The organism is Nonomuraea sp. NPDC005983 (assembly GCF_040614375.1).
Classification (GTDB): Bacteria; Actinomycetota; Actinomycetes; order Streptosporangiales; family Streptosporangiaceae; genus Nonomuraea.
Genome location: NZ_JBEXUP010000003.1, coordinates 54,277 through 72,295, shown reverse-complemented (window position 1 = coordinate 72,295; position 18,019 = coordinate 54,277). Strand labels below are relative to the sequence as shown.

The window sequence follows — 18,019 nt, the reverse complement described above, 5'->3', positions numbered from 1 at the left end:
AGGCCGTGACCGAACGGTTGGACGGCCCGCAGGACCCGCCTTCGGGCGGGTCCCCCACCGGACCGGCTGAAACCCCCCGCACTCGACGACGCCTCGGCCCCTCCCCGGCGGTCGCCATCGCCTTCCTCCTCCCGGCCGCTCTGCTGCTGGGCATCTGGGTGGTCTATCCGATCGTCTACTCCGTCTTCCGCAGCCTGTTCGACGCGTCGGGCAGCGGATTCGTCGGGCTGGGCAACTACACCACGATCTTCACCGACCGCGGCATGCTGACCACGATCCGCAACAACCTCATCTGGGTGGTCGTCGCGCCGATCCTGGTCACCACGCTGGGCCTGATCTTCGCGGTGCTGACCGAGCGCATCAGGTGGTCGACCGCGTTCAAGCTGATCGTGTTCATGCCGATGGCGGTCTCGCTGATGGCCGCCGGTGTGATCTTCCGTCTCGTCTACGACGAGGACCCCGGCAAGGGCGTGGCCAACGCCGTCCTGACCACCGTGCACGACACGTTCTCCTCGTCCCAGGGCTACCCGGAGGCGCGCCCGCGCGAGGGCGACCAGTCGTCGGTCGTTGCCGACAAGGGCGCCGTCGTCACCAAGCAGCCCGCCCAGGCGGGCCAGCCGGTGCTGATCCCCATCGTCGGGATCAAGCAGGAGATCATGCCGGGCAACGCGCAACCCGCCAAGTCCCCGCCGGGCGGCGGCGGGCTGTCGGGGACGGTCTGGTTCGACTTCACGCCGGGAGGCGGCGGCAAGAACGGCGCCGTCGACCCCAAGGAGAAGGGCCTGCCGGGGATGACCGTGGAAGCGGTCAAGGACGGCCAGGTCGCCGGCACCGCCACCACCGCCGACGACGGCTCGTTCCGCTTCGAGGGACTGCCCGCGGGCTCCTACGTGGTACGGCTCCCGCAGTCGAACTTCGAGGCGTCCTACCGCGGCCTGACCTGGCTCGGCCCGACCCTCATCACTCCGGCGATCATCGGCGCGTTCGTCTGGGTGTGGGCCGGATTCGCGATGGTGCTGATCGCGGCGGGCCTCGCGGCCATCCCGCGTGACGCGCTGGAGGCCGCCCGCATCGACGGCGCCACCGAGTGGCAGGTGTTCCGCCGGATCACCGTGCCGCTGCTGTCTCCGGTGCTGCTCGTCGTCTTCGTGACGATGATCATCAATACGCTGAAGGTGTTCGACCTGGTGTTCATCATCGCGCCGCCGTCCGTCCAGCCGCAGTCGAACGTGATCGCGCTGGAGATGTGGCGGGTGTCGTTCGGCGGCGGGAACAACCAGGGGCTGGGCAGCGCGCTCGCGATCTTCCTGCTCATCCTGGTCCTTCCCTTCATGATCATGAACATCCGCAGGTTCAGAAGGGAGAGCACATGACCACCGCAACGGCCGAGGCGCACATCGCCCGGCATACAGGGGCGCCGCGCAGGGGCGTGCTCGGCCGGATCGTCGACCGCCTCGGAGGCGGCGGCGTCCAGGTGGTGATGGTCCTGCTGGGCCTGTTCTGGCTGGTGCCGACGCTCGGCCTGCTGGTCGTCTCGCTGCGCTCGGTGAAGGTCAACAACGCCGAAGGCTGGTGGACGGTCTTCACCAAGCCGGCCGAGCTGACCATCAAGAACTACCGCGACCTGCTGGCCAGCGGCTTCACCGCGTCCTTCTGGAACACCGTGCTGATCACGGTGCCGACCACGATCCTGGTGATCGGCATCGCCGCGATGGCCGCCTACGCCTTCGCCTGGATGGAGTTCCCCGGCCGCGACCTGCTCTTCCTCATCGTCGTCGGGCTGCTGATCGTGCCGATCCAGATCGCGCTGATCCCCGTCGCCGTCTTCTACGGCGGCATCGGGATCTTCGGCTCGATCCCCGGCGTGGTCCTGTTCCACGTGGCGTTCGGACTGCCCTTCGCGATCTTCCTGCTCAGGAACTTCTTCATCGGCATCCCGGCCTCGCTGCTGGAGGCCGCCCGCATGGACGGCGCGCCCGAGTGGAAGATCTTCGCGTCGGTGGTGTTCCCGCTGGGCAAGCCGGCGATCGCGTCGCTCGGCATCTTCCAGTTCCTGTGGGTGTGGAACGACATGCTCATCGCGCTGGTCTTCGCCAACACCGAGAACCAGCCGATGACCAAGGCGCTGCAGTCTCAGATGCGGCAGTTCGGGTCCAACGTGGACATTCTCTCGTCGGGAGCCTTCCTGTCGCTGATCATCCCGCTGATCCTCTTCTTCGCCTTCCAGCGCTACTTCGTCCAGGGCATGATGGCCGGCTCGGTCAAGTAACCGCACTTGTGATCATTCTGGTACGGCCTGTACCCCGGTTTCGGGCACGGGCCGTACCAGACCTGGATAGGCTCAACGGCCATGGCCGGACGTCCACTACACGAAGTCGTTGAAGCCGGATGGGCCCGTGCGCTCGAGCCCGTCTCTGAGCGGATCTCCCACATGGGCGAGTTCCTGCGCAAGGAAATCGCCGAAGGCAGGCAGTACCTCCCCACGGGCGCGAACGTCCTGCGCGCGTTCAACCAGCCCTTCGACGAGGTGAAGGTGCTGATCGTGGGGCAGGACCCGTACCCCACTCCCGGCCACCCGGTCGGGCTGTCGTTCTCGGTCGCCGCCGACGTGCGGCCGCTGCCGGGCAGCCTGCTCAACATCTACAAGGAGATGGAGAGCGACCTCGGCCTCCCCCGCCCGTCCAACGGCGACCTGACCCCCTGGGCCGAGCAGGGAGTCCTGCTCCTCAACAGGGTGCTCACCGTCATGCCGGGCAAGCCCGCCTCGCACCGCGGCAAGGGCTGGGAAGAGGTCACCGAGCAGGCCATCCGCGCCCTCGTCGACCGCGGCAAGCCGCTGGTCGCCATCCTGTGGGGCCGCGACGCCCGCAACCTCGCCCCCATGCTCGGCAGCGTCCCGCGCATCGAGTCGGCCCACCCGTCGCCGCTATCGGCACGTAGCGGATTCTTCGGCTCCCAGCCCTTCAGCCAGGCAAATCAGCTCCTCGTCCAGCAAGGCGCAGCACCCGTGGAGTGGAAGCTCCCGTAGCATCTCCTCCCATGAGTGATAAACCAAGCTTCCTGCGCCTGACCGTCGAACTGACCGTCGAAGTGCTCGACGTCGACGCGCTGCAGGCAGCGGCGCTGGCCGAGATCCGGCACCCCGAGGCCGATCTGAGCGAAGAGGAGCGGGCCGAGCAGGCCGAACTCGTCTCCTCCGACGAGACCGGCGCGTCCGCGCTGCAGTGGCTGATCGAGCCCGACCACGTTCTCGCGCTCGTCGAGCACATCGACGAGATCGAGCCTCGTGAGGCCATGCTGGGCGTGGAACCGTCCGAGGGGCCCAGCGAGGAAGACGACGAAGAAGCGCACGTCCACTGACTTCGCCGCCGATGGCCACGGCGCCGCCGCGTGCCGTGGCCGTCGGCGCGCCCTCCGCTAAGCTCGGCTCCGGTCCAGCCGTCATCCCGCCAGGAGGCATCTCGTGATCGTCGCCTTCTCCATCACCCCGCTCGGCGTAGGCGAAGGCGTCTCCGAGCCCGTGGCGCGAGCCGTCAAGGTCGTCCGCGACAGCGGGCTCCCCAACCGGACCGACGCCATGTTCACCACCGTCGAGGGCGACTGGGACGAGGTCATGGGCGTCATCAAGCAGGCGGTGGACGCGGTGGCGGAGGTGGCTCCCCGGGTGAGCCTCGTCCTCAAGGCCGACCTCCGCCAGGGGGTCACGGACGGGATGACGAGCAAGCTCGAATCCCTGGAACGCCACCTCCCCTGACCGCCGAAAAGGCCCCCACCACCCGCCGCACGCGCCCAGGCGTGACGTCTGTCACCACCACGCGCCGTAGCGGGCCACCCGGCCCTTCCCCGCGCGACGCCTGCTGTGTGCGCCGATATCAGGCTTTGAACGAGGACAGGCGAGCGGTGGCGAGGGTCTGCTCCGCGCCGAACTCCTCGAAGGTGCTCCCGTGGCGGAAGCCGAGGCGGGCGGCGAGTTTCAGCGAGCGCTCGTTCGCGGTCTGGGTCACGACCAGGACCGGCTGGTCGGGCAGTTCGTCAGCGGCGGCGCGCAACGCGACCGTCGCGGCCTCGAACGCGAGCCCCGCGCCCCACGCACTGCGCCGCAGGACGTAGGACAGTTCCAGTTCCTCGCCATCCTCGGTGACGTGCCCGGGCCGCTCCGCGGACCGACGGTCGAGCATCAATGTTCCGAGGAGCCGGTCGGTCGCGCTGTCGGCGATGACGTAACTGCCGGGCTTGGAGGTCGCGTTGGCGGTGCCGACCGCATCGAGGTACTGCTCGACGTCACTCCGGGGCCGCGGACCGCCGAGGTACGCCCGGACCTCGGGATCGGTGAAGAGCTCGATGAGTCCTTCGCGGTCAGCACCGTGCGCTTTGCGCAGCAGGAGTCGATCCGAGAGAACTTCCGTGGCGGACAGCGTGGGCAACCGGGTCATGGGCCCCATCTTGGCTGTGAACACCCTGGCGCTCAACCGCGCGCTCCGCACCCGCGATCGCCGCCGCAGGTCGGCGAGGCCGGCCTCATCGCCGCCGAGTTCGACGACGCCGCCGACGGGCGTGGAACGCTACGCGTCACAGGGCGTGACGGAAGGGCGCCCCCAAAGGGTGGGCCTGAGTTGGCAGTCGATCGGTAATCGAGATATGTCTTGACCCGCCCGGAATACGCGACATATCGTGTCTCTCGACATCGACGCGATATTACGCGTTCCGGAGGTGGACATGGAGCACGAGCGAGTACCCGTCCTCATCGTCGGCGGCGGCTACGCGGGCCTGAGCGCCGCGGCGCTGCTCGCCTGGCGTGAGGTCCCGGTCCTGCTGGTCGAGAAGCATGCGAGCACCTCGATCCAGCCCAAAGCGTTCGGCGTGGGGCCCAGAGCCGTGGAGATGCTCCGGCCGGCCCAGGGCATCGAGCAGGCACTGAGCAAGATCTGGCAGGGCATCGGCGACGGCATGCGCATCGCCATCGCCTCAAGCCTCACCGACCCGAACCCGCACATGATCATGGAGGACGAGTCGGAGGCGTTCGCCTTCCTGGCCGACGCGACCCCCGCCGCGCAGATCGGCGCCCCGCAGGCCGAGGTCGAGCGGGTGCTCCGGGCCAAGGCCGAGGAGTTCGGGGCCGACCTGCGCTTCTCCACCGAGCTGGTCTCCCTGGAACAGGACGCCGATGGCGTGACGGCGGTGATCCGCTCGGACGGCGTCGACAGCACCGTCCGCGCCGACTACGTGGTGGCCGCCGACGGCTACAAGAGCCCGCTGCGGAACCGGCTGGGCATCCCGACGTCCGGCAAGGGCGAGCTGGGCCAGATGTGCTCGATCATGTTCGACGCCGACCTGACCGACCTGGTCCGCGAGCGCGAGGTGACGCTCTGGTACGTGCAGAACGAGGTCTTCACCGGCGTGATCGTCACCGGCACCGGCGTCGGCGCGCACGTGGTGGGAGTCAACTACTCCCCTGGCCAGAGCGCCGACGACTTCACCACCGAGCGCTGCGTCGAGCTGGTGCGGCTCGCGGTAGGCGTCCCCGACCTGGACGTGCGCATCCTCGACACGACCACCTTCGCCATGGCCCACGTCCTGGCCGACCGCTACCGGGAAGGCCGGGTGTTCCTCGCCGGGGACGCGGCGCACACCATGCCTCCGACCGGCGGCCAGGGCGGCAGCACCGCGCTCCAGGACGGCTGCGACCTCGCCTGGCGCCTCTGGCTGGTCACCACCGGCCAGGCTGGCCCGGACTTCCTCGACAGCTACGACGCCGAACGCCGCCCGATCGGCGCGCTCACCGCCGACGGCCAGCTGGCCAACCTCGGCGAGCGCATGCCCCCGGCCATGCGCACCGACTACCCGGAGCCGCTCAAGGACCCGATGGAGGTCATCCTCGGCTACCGCTACCACTCCTCCGCCATCCTCGCCGAGCCCGGCGACGACGGCGCCATCACCGAGGACCCCCGTGTGCCGACCGGCCGCCCCGGCAGCCGCGCCCCGCATTTCGTCCTCGACTGGGACGGCCAGCACATCTCCACCATCGACCTGTTCGGCTCCGGCTTCGTCCTGATGGCCAAGCAGCCCGCCGGGCAGCCGTGGATGGAGGCCGGGCGCGTGGTCAGGGACCGGCTCGGCATCCAGCTCACCCGCGTTCTCCTGGACGACGAGCTGAAGGACGTGGACGGCCGCTGGCATGACCGGTACGGCGTGAGCGGGGGCGGCGCCGTGCTGGTCAGGCCCGACGGCTACGTGGCCTGGCGCTCCTCGGGGCCGGACCCGGACCCGGCGTCCAGCCTGGAACGCGTCCTCAGGCAGATCCTCAGCCGCTGACGCCGTCCGACATGCCCGGCGCTCCCCGCCTCCAGCGCCGGGCGTCCGCTCAGAACAGCCGGAGCCGGCCGGTGCGCTGCACCCGCGCCTCACCGACCCGGAGCGCCACCACCGCGCCCAGCGGTCTTGGCCAGCGCCGTCTGCAGCAGGTCCTCGGCCGCGTGCTGGTCGTTGGTCAGGACGTAGGCGAGCCTGATCAAGCTGCCTGAGCGGGCGACGCCGAACGCGTTGGACCCGGTTCGGCTATGCGACGTGGAAGAGCGCGCCTTCGCCGCGTTCGGCGACCGCGAGGATGAACGTGCGGAACTCCTCGAAGTCGTCCTTGATGAAGTCGTGTTCGTCCGGCCCGCCGTACACGTCCTCGAACCGCACACTGCTCAGCCAGTCGGCCAGCTCGGCGATGAGGCCTGAATCGAGCTCCATGGCCTGGCTGCGGTCGTCGTCCTCGTCGTCGTCGAAAGCGTCGTCCTCGTCGTAGTCCCAGTTCAGGTCGAGGTAGTCCGCGCCCGTGAACACCTTGACGGGCGCGTCGCCGACCAGACTCTCCCACAGGTCGAGCGAGAAACCTTCGATGTGAAACGTGGTGCGCTGAACGCTGAGGCCCGAGTCGAGCGGGGTCTCGTCGCCCTCCGGAAGCTCGTTCAGCAGGCGCGCGGCGTACGACGGCTCCTGGCGCGCGCGGGCCATCTGCTGTTCGGTGACGCTTCGGAAGGTCGCGGTGACGCCCACAGGGTCGGCCTTTCGCGCAGTGGCACAACACAAGATCGACCTGGCGGATCGTACCAGGTGACAGCGGGGTTGCCCGGGACCCGCCAGATCCCCAAGCGCGTCCGGGAGGGCGGGCCTGCTGCGCGGCGCAGTTCGGCCAGGGACGATCAGCGCCGCCCAGACGGAGGAACTCCGCGATCAGGGCCGCGCGACCTTCGGAAGGGAGTCGTGTCGCGTTCGGCCGGCAGCGCCCGCCCAGGCCGGGGCTACGCCGCGAACAGGCGGCGCGGGCGGGTGGTGGAGGTCGGGGCGGCGGCTCCTGCTTGCTGGGTGGCGCAGAGCCAGTCGTTCACCGAGCCGTCGAAGCCCGAGGGCGGGCCGACCCTGAGGCAGGCAGGGCGGCCGATGCCGGGGGCCGGGCCGACCTTGAGGCGTCTGACGCCGCCCAGTTCCACCGGGTCGGTGTCGCATGGGGTGAGACGGACTCCGAACGCCTGGTAGACGCCTTCGATCTGCAGGTGATCGTCGATCACGCGGACCCCGGCCCGTGGGCGGGCGGAGACGAACGCGAGTTGGTCGGCGACCAGGCGTTGGGCGACCGTGCGCAGGAGGTTGGTCGCGCACAGGGTGTGGGCGCAGGCGGCGCCGTCGACGGTGATCTCGGGCAGGGCGAAGCGGCCCAGCCCCTTGGAGGTCACGCGCAGGCAGTCGCAGGCGGCGGCGTCGGCTGGGCCGGACTGCGGGCAGGCTACGTCGCCGTGCGCCTGGACATCCCAGCCCAGCCAGTCGTCCGCGAGCCTGAAGTCGGTCGGCTCGCCCGCGCGCCTGTCGCAGCTCAGCACGCTCGCGCCCGTCAGCGGGTCGATCACCAGGCCGCCGCACTCGCGCGCGAGGGCCCGCGCGGTGGCACGGGCGAGTTGCGCGCTGCCGGGCAGTTCGGACGGCGGCGCTGTGGATGAGACCAGCAGGTGCTGCCTGGTTCTGCGCAGCGCGCCGCGTTCGTCGTCGCTGAGGTCGAGCCCGGCCGGTTTCCAGGGGGAGCCGTGATGGGTGATGGTGAGCAGCGGGCTGCCCAGCGCGGCGGCCGCGGCCTGTCTGTACGGCCGACCGACACGCCATGGCAGGAACGACCCGAGGTCGAACGGCATGCGCTCGACGGCGACGACGAAGAGGGACGTCAGGAGCGCGGGCAACGGCAGGTTGATCTTCATAGGAGCCTCCAGGGCCTTCGGTGAGGCGCCCAGCATGAGCGACTGCGGAACCCTGGCAAGGAGCAGAACGCGGCTCTGTGGATAACTGCTGCTTCCGAGAAGATCCATGGGGCAGGCGGGCGATGGCGCCCGACTGGTGTTCGGGGGTGCCTACTGCGGCGGGGCGGGCCGGCAGCCGCGGCCGCCCGGGCGGGTCAGGTTGTCGGGTGGCAGATCACCATGGCCTGCCCGGGGAGTCGCAGGCCGTCCTGACCTGCTCGGACTGGTTCGTCCGAGGCCAGCAGCACGGCTCCGACGTGAATCGGCAGCGTCACCGACTCCTCGGAGAAGTTGACGACGACGCAGAGCGAGCCGCGCCACATGACCAGCCAGTTCCCAGCGGGGTCGGCGTCTATCCTGACCCGGTCGAGGCGGGGGTCGGACAGCTCCGGCAGCGCCTTGCGCAGCGCGATCAGGTCGCGGTACCAGCACAGCAGCGACCAGTGCTCCTCCTCCTTGAGCTCGTCCCAGTCGAGCTTGGACTGCTGGAAGGTCTCCTCGTCGGACGGGTCGGGCGCGTCCCAGACGTACCCGAACCCGTCGAACTCCCGCTGCCGCCGCCCCCCTTCGCCGTCGCGTAGTTCCTGCTCGACGTGGTCGGAGAAGAACAGGAACGGCGTGCGGGCCCCCCACTCCTCGCCCATGAACAGCATGGGCGTGAACGGCGAGGTGAGCAGCAGCCCGGCGCCGAGTTTGAGCGCCGGCATCGGCAGCCTGTCGCCCAGGGGCCGGTTGCCGATCTGGTCGTGGTTCTGCAGGAAGGCGACGAGCCGGTGGCCGGGCACCCCGGCGTACGACCGTCCGTGGGAGCGCTCGCGGAAGCTGGAGTAGCCGCCGTCGTGCAGCACTCCGGACGTCAGCACCTTGACCAGCGCCGACAGGTCGGCGAAGTCGCCGTAGTAGCCGTGTGCCTCGCCGCTGACGGCGGCGTGCAGCGCGTGGTGGACGTCGTCGTCCCACTGCGCGGTCATGCCCAGCCCGCCCGCGTCGAGCGAGCGCACCATGCGCGGGTCGTTCAGGTCGGACTCGGCGATCAGCGACAGCGGCCTGCCGACGGAGCAGGCCAGCGCGTCGACCTCCTCTGCCAGCTCGGCCAGCAGGTGCGAGGCCCGCTTGTCGTGCAGGGCGTGCACGGCGTCGAGCCGCAGCCCGTCAAGGTGGAAGTCGCGCAGCCACTGCAACGCGTTCTCGATGAAGTAGCGGCGTACCTCGTCCGACCCCGGACCGTCCAGATTGACCGCCTCGCCCCAGTAGCTTCCGTCGAAGCCGGAGAAGTACGGCCCGAACGGATGCAGGAAGTTCCCCGAGGGCCCGAGGTGGTTGTAGACCACGTCGAGGAGCACGCCGATGCCCATCCGGTGGCACGCGTCGACGAACGACTTGAGCCCGTCGGGGCCGCCGTAGGTCTCGTTGACGGCATACAGGTCCACGCCGTCGTATCCCCAGTTGCGCCCGCCCGGCACCGGGGCCACCGGCATGACCTCGACGAAGTCGACGGAGAGCTCGACGAGGTGCTCCAGTTTCTCCACAGCCGCCTCGAACGTTCCCGCCTGGGTGAACGTCCCGACGTGCAGCTCGTAGATCACCGACCCGCGCAGGTCACGGCCGGTCCACTCGTGGTCGGACCAGGTGTAGTGGCCGTGGTCGTAGACGGCGCTCGGCCCGAACACCCCCTCGGGCTGGCGGCGGGAGCGGGGGTCGGGGTAGGGGCCGTCGCCGTCGAGGACGTACCCGTACCGGGTGCCGTGCGCGGCCTCCGGCACCTCCGTACGCCACCAACCCCTCTCCCCCGAGGTCATCGGCCGGCGCCCGCCCAGGACGTCGACCTCCACCGCTGTGGCCTTCGGTGCCCAGACCTCAAAGATCATGTCTCTCCAGGAGTGCGACGGGATGGCGACCCAGCAGATGCGCCAGGGGGATCCGGCCGGTGTACAGGCCGCCGGTGAGCAGGTCGCGCCAGGTTCCGGCGGGCAGGGTCAGGGTCGTGCCGCTCCACCCCAGCCGCACCTCTCGCTCCCCCAGTTGACTTCCCCGATGTCCTGCGATCTCTCCGGCCTCGACCGTTCCTGCCTCGACCGTTCCTGCCTCGATCGTTCCTGCCTCGATCGTGACGGCGCTGTCAGGGCCCCCGGCGACCAGGGAGCCGACCCGGCTGCCGGCCCCTGAGACGACCAGGTCCGCCTCCAGTTCGGCGACCTCCATGACGTCTGCGCGGAGGCCGCGACGCGCCAGGCCCACGGGGAGCCTGGTGGCGACTGCGATGGCGTGCGGCCGGGAGGGCACGCCCCGGGCGGACGCGCGGTCGCGGCTGAAGGCGATCACGTGCTCCGCCGCCTCACCTTCCGCCCGCAGCGGCGTGTACGGCGCGGCGGGGTCGAGGCGGCGGCGCAGCCGCAGCGCCTGGGTGGTCACGAGCAGCTTGGCGGAGTCCCAGGACGAGGACGGCCTGCGCGGGTGGCTCACCGGCCGCCGGTTGTCGGGATCGACCAGGGAGAAGTCGGTCGTCTCGTTGCCCTGGTAGACGTCCGGGACCCCGGGCATCATGAGCTGGACGAGCTTGGCCCCCAGCGAGTTGGACCTGGCGAAGACGTCGATCCGCTCGGTGAACTCCCCGACGGGCAGCCGCACGGCCTCCCGGGCGAACTGCCGCAACCCCTGCTCGTACCACGGATCCGGATTTATCCAGGAAATGGCGGTCTTGGCCTCGCGGGCCGCCTTGAGCAGGTAGTCCGTGAAGCGCTCGGCGGAGATCGGCCACGCGGCCATGAGATTCTGCCAGGCCAGGTAGTCGAGGTGCGGGTCGAAGCGCAGAGCCGACGACCACTCGGACACCGCCTCGGCCCACTCCTCCGGCATCTCGGACAGCACGGACAGCCGCGCCCGCACGTCCTCGGACCGCTTGGTGTCGTGCGTGGAGAGCGTCGTCATCGTGTGCGGACGCAGACCGGCGCAGAACTCGTGGAACTCCTCGGCCGAGACCCCGAACACGTCGGGCTCGCCCCCGACCTCGTTCAGGCAGGACAGCGGGAACCACCGGTACAGCGCGGTGTCCTCGACGCCCTTGGCCATGACCGGCCCGGTGGTCTGCTGGAACCGCGTGATCGCCTCGGCGGCGCCGTACAGGACCCGCGGGACGAGCGACCGCGCGGCGGGCGAGCACCCGGCGGCGGCACGCTCGACGATCTCGACGGACTCGCGCGGCGGCGCCTCCCCAGGCACCACGTACGCCCGGTAGACCGGCATCGCGGCGAGCAACTCCGCGACGGCCGCCCTGAGCGTCCCCGCCCCGTCAGCGCCGTCAGCGCCGCCCGGGCCGAGCGCCTTGGCGAGCCTGGCCACCTCGGCGCCGAAGAACAGGTCGATCACCTCGCGCTTGGCCCGCGCCATCACCGCCTGGTAGTCGCCGGACTGCCCGGTCAGCCGGGTGAACAGCTCGACGAGCGGCCCCTCGCTCGCGGGATCGACGAACAGCCCGTTGACCTTGTTCAGCACGTCGTAGCCCGACGTGCCGTCGCACGCCCAGTCGTCCGGCAGCCGCTCATCACCGATGAGGATCTTCTCCACGACCGTCCACACCCCGCCCGACCTGGCGCGCAGCCGCTCCAGATAGCCGCGCGGGTCGGCCAGGCCGTCGGGATGGTCCACGCGCAGCCCGTCGACCAGCCCCTCGTCCAGCAGCCAGAAGATCACCTCGTGGGTGGCGAACAGCACCGCGGGGTCCTCGACCCGCAGCCCGATCAGCGACGACACGTCGAAGAAGCGCCGGTACCCCGGCCCCTCGCTCCAGTCGACGAGCCGGTAGTGCCCTGGGTGGGGGAACTCGTGCTCGTGGTAGCGCAGCACGTCGCCGTCGACCACCGGCTCGGTGCTGTCGCCGAGCACCGGCAGCGCGACCTTCCCGTCGACCCAGTCGATGTCGAACCAGTTCGCGTACGGCGAGGCCGGGCCGTCCTTGAGCACCGACCAGAACTGGGCGTTGGTGGTGTTCATGTGGTTGGGCACGATGTCGAGGACGATGCCCAGATCGTGGGCGGCGAGCTGCTCGGCCATCTCGCGGAATCCCGTCGCGCCGCCGAACTCCGCGCGGATCCTGGAGTGGTCGATGACGTCGTAGCCGTGCCGCGAGGCGGGCGTCGCCTGCAGGATGGGCGACAGGTAGACGTGGCTGACCCCCAGCTCGCGCAGGTAGCCGGCGATCTCGGCCACCTGCGCGAAGCCGAAGTCGGGCGTGAGCTGGACCCGGTAGGTCGAGACCGGCCTAGACACGGCGGAGCACCCGTACGCTGCGGCCCGGCACGGGCACTCCTTCCCCGGCGTGACAGATCCGGACGTCGACGCTGATCGGCATGGCGGTGTCGATCTCGGTCTGCCACAGGTCGCCGTAGTCCTTGGGAACGGTGAACTTGAGCATGTCGTGGTGGGCGTTGAACAGCAACAGGAACGAGTCGTCGACGATCGGCCTGCCGCGCCGGTCGGGCTCGGTGATGGCCTCGCCGTTGAGGAAGACGGCCAGCGACTTGGCGTATCCGACGTTCCAGTCGCTGTCGGTCATCTCCTCCCCCGAGGGGGTGAGCCACGCGATGTCGCTCAGCCCGCGCACCGGTTTGCCGTAGAAGAACCTCCTGCGGCGGAAGACCGGATGTCTCTTGCGCAGCGCGGCCAGGCTCTGGGTGAACTCGAGCAGCAGCCAGTTCTCCCTGATGTCGGACCAGTCGACCCAGGTCAGCTCGTTGTCCTGGCAGTAGCCGTTGTTGTTGCCCTTCTGGGTGCGGCCCAGCTCGTCGCCGTGCGAGAGCATCGGGACGCCCTGCGACAGGAACAGCGTGGTCAGGAAGTTGCGCTTCTGCTGCTCGCGCAGCGACTCGACGCCCAGCCCCGCTGGGCCCTCCTCGCCGCAGTTCCAGGAGCGGTTGTCGTCGGTGCCGTCGCGGTTGCCCTCCTTGTTGGCCTCGTTGTGCTTGTTGTCGTACGAGACGAGGTCCTGCAGGGTGAAGCCGTCGTGGCAGGTGACGAAGTTGATGGAGGCGGCGGGGCGGCGGCTGTCGTCCTGGTAGAGGTCGCTCGACCCGGTGATCCTGGAGCCGAACTCGGGCAGCGTGGCGGGCTGCCCGCGCCACAGGTCGCGGATCGTGTCGCGGTAGCGGCCGTTCCACTCCGTCCACCGGGAGGGGAAGTTGCCGACCTGGTAGCCGCCGGGGCCGACGTCCCAGGGCTCGGCGATGAGCTTGACCTGCGAGAGCACGGGGTCCTGCTGGACCAGGTCGAAGAAGGAGCTCAGCCGGTCGACCTCGTGCAGCTCCCGGGCCAGCGTGGACGCCAGGTCGAACCGGAACCCGTCGACGTGCATCTCGGTGACCCAGTAGCGGAGCGAATCCATGATCATCTGCAGGACGTGCGGCGACCGCATGAGCAGGCTGTTGCCCGTGCCCGTGGTGTCCATGTAGTAGCGGCGATCGCCGTCGACCAGCCGGTAGTAGTCGCGGTTGTCGATCCCCCTGAGCCCCAGCGTGGGGCCGAGATGGTTGCCCTCGGCCGTGTGGTTGTAGACGACGTCCAGGATGACCTCGATGCCCGCCTCGTGCAGCGCGCGCACCATCGCCTTGAACTCGAGCACCTGCCCGCCGCGCTGCCCCTGGCTGGAGTAGCGGTTGTGCGGCGCGAAGAAGCCGATCGAGTTGTATCCCCAGTAGTTCGACAGCCCGCGCTGTTCGAGGATGTCGTCGCTGACGAACTGGTGCACCGGCATCAGCTCCAGCGCCGTCACCCCCAGCTTCGTCAGGTGGTCGAGGATCTCCGGGTGCCCGAGGGCCGCGTACGTGCCCCTGATGTGCTCGGGGATCTTCGGATGGCTGACCGTCAGGCCGCGCACGTGCGCCTCGTAGATCACGGTGTCGTGGTACGGCGTGGCCGGCGGCCGGTCGTGGCCCCAGCCGAAGAACGGGTTGATCACGATCGACCGGGGGACGTACGGCGCCGAGTCGAGGTCGTTCCTGCTGTCGGGCTGGCCGAAGCGGTACCCGTACACGGCCTCGTTCCAGGTGACGTCGCCTTCGATCGCCATCGCGTACGGGTCGAGCAGCAGCTTGGCCGGGTTGCACCGCAGCCCGCGCGCCGGATCGTAGGGCCCGTGCACGCGGTAGCCGTACCGCTGGCCCGGCCCGATGCCCGGCAGGTAACCGTGCCAGACGAACCCGTCGACCTCGCTGAGCGACACCCTGGACTCGGTGTTGTCCTCATCGAAGAGGCAGAGCTCGACCTGGTCCGCGACCTCCGTGTAGAGCGAGAAGTTGGTGCCCGCGCCGTCGTAGCTCGCCCCGGGGGGATAGGGGTCTCCCGGCCAGACTTCGATCATCGAGGCTCCCTTGCGGTCTCTCCCATGTTCCGTTCCCCCGCTCCACCGGACAAGCCCGGCCTCGTAGGCGTCGATGCCCGGATGCGCCCGGCCCGGTGCCGGCCTGGCTGATCGTCCGATTCCTTCCCCTCGGCCAGCCGGACGGCCATCACGCTCTTTCCCCCGCACACGCCGATTACCACTCACGGCGTCGGCCCACTCCGAGGTTCGCGCCGCGCCACGCGGACGAGCGGCGGCCGGGGCGGGGGTGTGGCGCTTTCCTGGCCGGGCTGCGCGGAGCGAGGCGGCCGTTCGACACAATGGGGTGGATGAGCGTTGAGTTGATGGTCTGGGACGAGCCGGAGCCGATCACCCGGGATCAGGCGCGAGCCGTGTATCTGGCGGTCAAGAAGTCCGAGCCCGTCGGGGGCGTGCTACCGGAGATCGTCAAGGAGCTGCCCGGCCAGGTCACGGTGTATCCAGGGCACGTGCTGGTGGGCATGGACCTCGAGTCGATGGACGAGATGTCGGCCCAGGTGTTCACGATCGCCAGGGAGCACGGGCTCGTCTGCTACGACCCGCAACGCGACCTGGTGCACAACGTGGCGCCGCTCGGCGTCTATCAGGGGATGCAGCTCCACACGGGCGACGGGATGATCGTCCACGACCCCGATCTCGGCCTGGTGCGGGACGTGCTGGCCACCATGTCGCCGCAGAACCCGTTCGTCGCCCTGGTCAACTTCGGCCATCACTTCCTGCAGGTCTCGCCGGGGTACGAGCTGGAGTACAAGGAGCAGGCGCTCCAGCGCGCGCTGCTCACCGACCTCGCCGACGTGCAGCGGGCGTTCCAGGAGTACGCCACGGGCGAGCGCGCCTTCCTGACCCGGCACGAATGGACGCCCATCTGACGGACTGGCGTCCCACTCACCGGGTCCGGACATACTGGCTGCATGAGATCTCTGTACCCTCCGATCGAGCCGTACGACTCCGGGATGCTCGACGTCGGCGACGGCAACCAGATCTACTGGGAGGTCTGCGGCAACCCCGACGGCAAGCCCGCCGTCATGCTGCACGGCGGCCCCGGCGGCGGATGCAGCGAGAAGCACCGCCGCCAGTGGAACCCGGAGCTGTACCGGATCGTCCTGTTCGACCAGCGCAACTGCGGGCGCAGCCTGCCGCACGCGAGCGACCCCGAGACCTCGCTGGCCGCCAACACCACCTGGAACCTCGTCGCCGACATGGAGCGGCTCCGCGAGCACCTGGGGATCGACAGGTGGCAGGTGTTCGGCGGATCGTGGGGCAGCACGCTGGCCCTGGCGTACGCGCAGACCCACCCCGACAGGACGACGGAGCTGGTGCTGCGCGGCATCTTCATGCTCCGGCCGAAGGAGCTGCGCTGGTTCTACCAGGAGGGCGCGTCGTTCGTGTTCCCCGACGTCTGGGAGTCGTTCGTGGCGCCGATCCCCGAGGAGGAGCGCGGGGACCTGATGGCGGCCTTCAGGGCACGGCTGGAGGGCCAGGACCAGGACGCGCGGCTGGCCGCCGCCAGGGCGTGGGCGCAGTGGGAGGGCAGCACGATCCACTTGCTGCCCGATCTCGGAGTGGTCGAGAAGTTCGGGGAGGAGAAGCTGGCCGTCGCGTTCGCCAGAATCGAGAACCACTACTTCACGCACGGCGGCTGGCTGGAGCCGGAGCAGCTCCTCAGGGACGTCGACAGGGTCAGGCACATCCCGGCGGTGATCGTCCAGGGCCGCTACGACATCTGCACGCCCATGGCCACCGCCTGGGACCTGCACCAGGCCTGGCCCGAGGCGGCGTTCGAGATCGTCCGCGACGCGGGGCACTCGGCCACGGAGCCCGGCATCATCGACCGGCTTGTTGCGGCCACAGACGGCTTCGCGCCAGCCGCACCACCGGCGTGACGGCGCCCACCAGCAGCAGCGTGAACAGCGGAGCCAGGGTCAGGCCGAGCAGGTAGCCCGCGGCGACGTCATGCGGGTAGTGCACGCCGACGAACACCCGCGAGAACGCCATCAGCGCCGACAACGGGAGCACCACCCAGGCCAGCGCCCGCCAGGCCAGGATCAGCGCGCCCGCGGCTCCGGCGGCGATCACCGAATGGTTGCTGGGGAAGGACCAGTCGCCCGTGGGCGGGCACGTCGCGATCGTCACGACGCCGCCCCGGCACGGCCGGTCCTCCCGGATGAAGACCTTGAGCACCTCGCTGACGACGTACGCGCCCACCACCCCCGCCGGCCCCGCGATGGCGACCGCCAGGTCGCGGGCGGGGGCGGACCGGGCCCGCCACCAGCACAGCGCGAACAGCGCCACGAAGAGGAACAGCCCGGCGTCGGTGCCTGTCTCGGCGAGCGAGTGCAGCCACGCCGGCGTGCTGAGAGCGAAGTCGACGATGTCGCGGTACACACGTGTCCAATCAGTAAACGGCTGATGGACACGACCTTACGAGTGATCAGTGTGTGAACGCCTCGACCGAAATGCCGACTGCCGACCGGCGCACTCGCGTAGCCGCTGTTCGGAGCGGGTAGGGAGGGGTTCGTGATCGGAGAGCACGTGGTCGTGGGATACACCACCGACTCGGGCGGGCGCGACGCTCTCGCCCTCGGCGCCGCGATCTCGCGGATCACCGGCGGCGAGCTGACGGTGGCGACCATCTACCCGCCGGGAAGCCCCGGGCTGGCCGTCGAGGCCCAGGCGAACCTGGCCGACGCCGCGTCGAAGCTGGTGTCGGAGCCGGCGTCGGAGCCGGCGTCGGAGCTGGGCGTCGAATCGGGAGGCGTGCCGGCCGAGTTCCTGACCTTCGAGAGCCGCGGCGCGGGACGCGGGCTGTCGGTGCTGGCCAGCAGGATCAGGGCGGACCTCATCGTGGTCGGCTCGGCCGGCGGCGGGCAGCGCGGGCGCATCGGCATCGGGTCCACGTCCGACCACCTGCTGCACCTGTCGTCCGAGGCGGTGATGCTGGCACCCGAGGGGTACCCGCCGTTCGACGGCCTCGCCCGGCTCACGCTGGCCTACGTCCACCGCCCGCAGTGCGACGAGGCCGTGGAGCGGGTGGCGCAGGCGGCGCTGCGGCTCGGCGTGCCGCTCCGCCTGATCACGTTCGACCTGCGGACGGAGGACCAGGGACGCCTCAGGGACGACCTGGCGCTGGCGGTGCGGCTCGCGTGGGAGTCCACCGGGATCGAGGCGGAAGCCGAACTGGCCGAAGGGCACGACGTGACGGCGGCCATGGCGAACGTCGAATGGCTGCCGGGCGAGCTACTGGTCTGCGCCGCCAGCGAGGACGCGCAACCGCACCGGGTGTTCCTGGGCGAGCTGGCGATGAAGGTCCTGCGTGCGTCCCCCTGCCCGGTAACCGTCCTCCCCCGGGGGTTCACCTAGCGAGGTCTCCTGGGGCGGT

At 70.0% G+C, this 18,019-nt stretch carries 16 protein-coding genes; 9 read left to right on the top strand and 7 right to left on the bottom strand.

What is annotated here, in order from left to right; all coding sequences use genetic code 11:
* Nucleotides 1-5 precede the first annotated feature (5 nt).
* From ABZ297_RS02785 to ABZ297_RS02765, 5 genes are all read left to right on the top strand, one after another.
* Nucleotides 6-1,373 carry an ABC transporter permease subunit gene (locus ABZ297_RS02785; RefSeq protein WP_355338311.1) on the top strand — a complete coding sequence of 456 codons (1,368 nt, stop codon included), beginning with the start codon at nucleotides 6-8 and terminating at the stop codon, nucleotides 1,371-1,373.
* Nucleotides 1,370-2,269, top strand: coding sequence for a carbohydrate ABC transporter permease (locus tag ABZ297_RS02780; protein WP_355338308.1), 900 nt, complete (start codon nucleotides 1,370-1,372; stop codon nucleotides 2,267-2,269). The genes ABZ297_RS02785 and ABZ297_RS02780 overlap by 4 nt, the downstream gene beginning before the upstream one ends.
* 81 nt (nucleotides 2,270-2,350) lie before the next feature.
* Nucleotides 2,351-3,028, top strand: a complete 678-nt coding sequence (locus ABZ297_RS02775) for a uracil-DNA glycosylase (protein ID WP_355338305.1) — start codon at nucleotides 2,351-2,353, stop codon at nucleotides 3,026-3,028.
* A gap of 11 nt (nucleotides 3,029-3,039) precedes the next feature.
* Nucleotides 3,040-3,360 carry a hypothetical protein gene (locus ABZ297_RS02770; RefSeq protein WP_355338302.1) on the top strand — a complete coding sequence of 107 codons (321 nt, stop codon included), beginning with the start codon at nucleotides 3,040-3,042 and terminating at the stop codon, nucleotides 3,358-3,360.
* A gap of 103 nt (nucleotides 3,361-3,463) precedes the next feature.
* Nucleotides 3,464-3,754 carry an MTH1187 family thiamine-binding protein gene (locus ABZ297_RS02765; protein ID WP_350802867.1) on the top strand — a complete coding sequence of 97 codons (291 nt, stop codon included), beginning with the start codon at nucleotides 3,464-3,466 and terminating at the stop codon, nucleotides 3,752-3,754.
* A gap of 118 nt (nucleotides 3,755-3,872) precedes the next feature.
* On the opposite strand, the gene ABZ297_RS02760 is transcribed toward ABZ297_RS02765, so the two are convergent.
* Nucleotides 3,873-4,433, bottom strand: a complete 561-nt coding sequence (locus tag ABZ297_RS02760; RefSeq protein WP_355338299.1) for a GNAT family N-acetyltransferase — start codon at nucleotides 4,431-4,433, stop codon at nucleotides 3,873-3,875.
* A 238-nt stretch (nucleotides 4,434-4,671) separates the two neighbouring features.
* On the opposite strand from ABZ297_RS02760, the gene ABZ297_RS02755 reads away from it, so the two are divergent.
* Complete coding sequence (locus ABZ297_RS02755; protein ID WP_355338296.1) at nucleotides 4,672-6,312, top strand: FAD-dependent monooxygenase; 1,641 nt, start codon at nucleotides 4,672-4,674, stop codon at nucleotides 6,310-6,312.
* Between the two features lie 243 nt (nucleotides 6,313-6,555).
* Here the strand turns inward: ABZ297_RS02755 and ABZ297_RS02750 are convergent, their stop codons facing one another.
* The 5 genes from ABZ297_RS02750 to glgX form a co-directional block, all read right to left on the bottom strand.
* Nucleotides 6,556-7,041, bottom strand: coding sequence for a hypothetical protein (locus ABZ297_RS02750; protein ID WP_355338293.1), 486 nt, complete (start codon nucleotides 7,039-7,041; stop codon nucleotides 6,556-6,558).
* Between the two features lie 245 nt (nucleotides 7,042-7,286).
* The gene (locus tag ABZ297_RS02745) at nucleotides 7,287-8,231 is read right to left on the bottom strand and encodes a hypothetical protein (RefSeq protein ID WP_355338290.1); all 945 of its coding nucleotides are present in this window, start codon (nucleotides 8,229-8,231) and stop codon (nucleotides 7,287-7,289) included.
* A gap of 194 nt (nucleotides 8,232-8,425) precedes the next feature.
* Nucleotides 8,426-10,138, bottom strand: coding sequence for a malto-oligosyltrehalose trehalohydrolase (treZ, locus tag ABZ297_RS02740; protein WP_355338287.1), 1,713 nt, complete (start codon nucleotides 10,136-10,138; stop codon nucleotides 8,426-8,428).
* Entirely contained in the window at nucleotides 10,128-12,536 is a 2,409-nt protein-coding gene (gene treY, locus ABZ297_RS02735) for a malto-oligosyltrehalose synthase (protein WP_355338284.1), read from the bottom strand. The genes treZ and treY overlap by 11 nt, the downstream gene beginning before the upstream one ends.
* Nucleotides 12,529-14,622, bottom strand: coding sequence for a glycogen debranching protein GlgX (gene glgX, locus ABZ297_RS02730; protein ID WP_355338281.1), 2,094 nt, complete (start codon nucleotides 14,620-14,622; stop codon nucleotides 12,529-12,531). The genes treY and glgX overlap by 8 nt, the downstream gene beginning before the upstream one ends.
* Before the next feature lie 308 nt (nucleotides 14,623-14,930).
* Here glgX and ABZ297_RS02725 point away from each other — a divergent pair, with 308 nt between their 5' ends.
* Nucleotides 14,931-15,509 (top strand): hypothetical protein, encoded by a 579-nt coding sequence (locus ABZ297_RS02725; RefSeq protein WP_355338278.1) that lies wholly within the window; start codon nucleotides 14,931-14,933, stop codon nucleotides 15,507-15,509.
* Nucleotides 15,510-15,551: 42 nt separating this feature from the next.
* Nucleotides 15,552-16,523 carry a prolyl aminopeptidase gene (gene pip / locus ABZ297_RS02720; RefSeq protein WP_355338275.1) on the top strand — a complete coding sequence of 324 codons (972 nt, stop codon included), beginning with the start codon at nucleotides 15,552-15,554 and terminating at the stop codon, nucleotides 16,521-16,523.
* Here pip and ABZ297_RS02715 read toward each other — a convergent pair.
* The gene (locus ABZ297_RS02715) at nucleotides 16,465-17,025 is read right to left on the bottom strand and encodes a phosphatase PAP2 family protein (protein WP_355338272.1); all 561 of its coding nucleotides are present in this window, start codon (nucleotides 17,023-17,025) and stop codon (nucleotides 16,465-16,467) included. The two genes, pip and ABZ297_RS02715, sit on opposite strands and share 59 nt — an antisense overlap.
* Nucleotides 17,026-17,157: 132 nt before the next feature.
* Between ABZ297_RS02715 and ABZ297_RS02710 the strand changes: the two genes are divergently transcribed.
* A complete protein-coding gene (locus ABZ297_RS02710) occupies nucleotides 17,158-18,000 on the top strand; it encodes a universal stress protein (RefSeq protein ID WP_355338269.1) in 843 nt (280 codons plus the stop codon).
* Nucleotides 18,001-18,019: the final 19 nt, after the last annotated feature.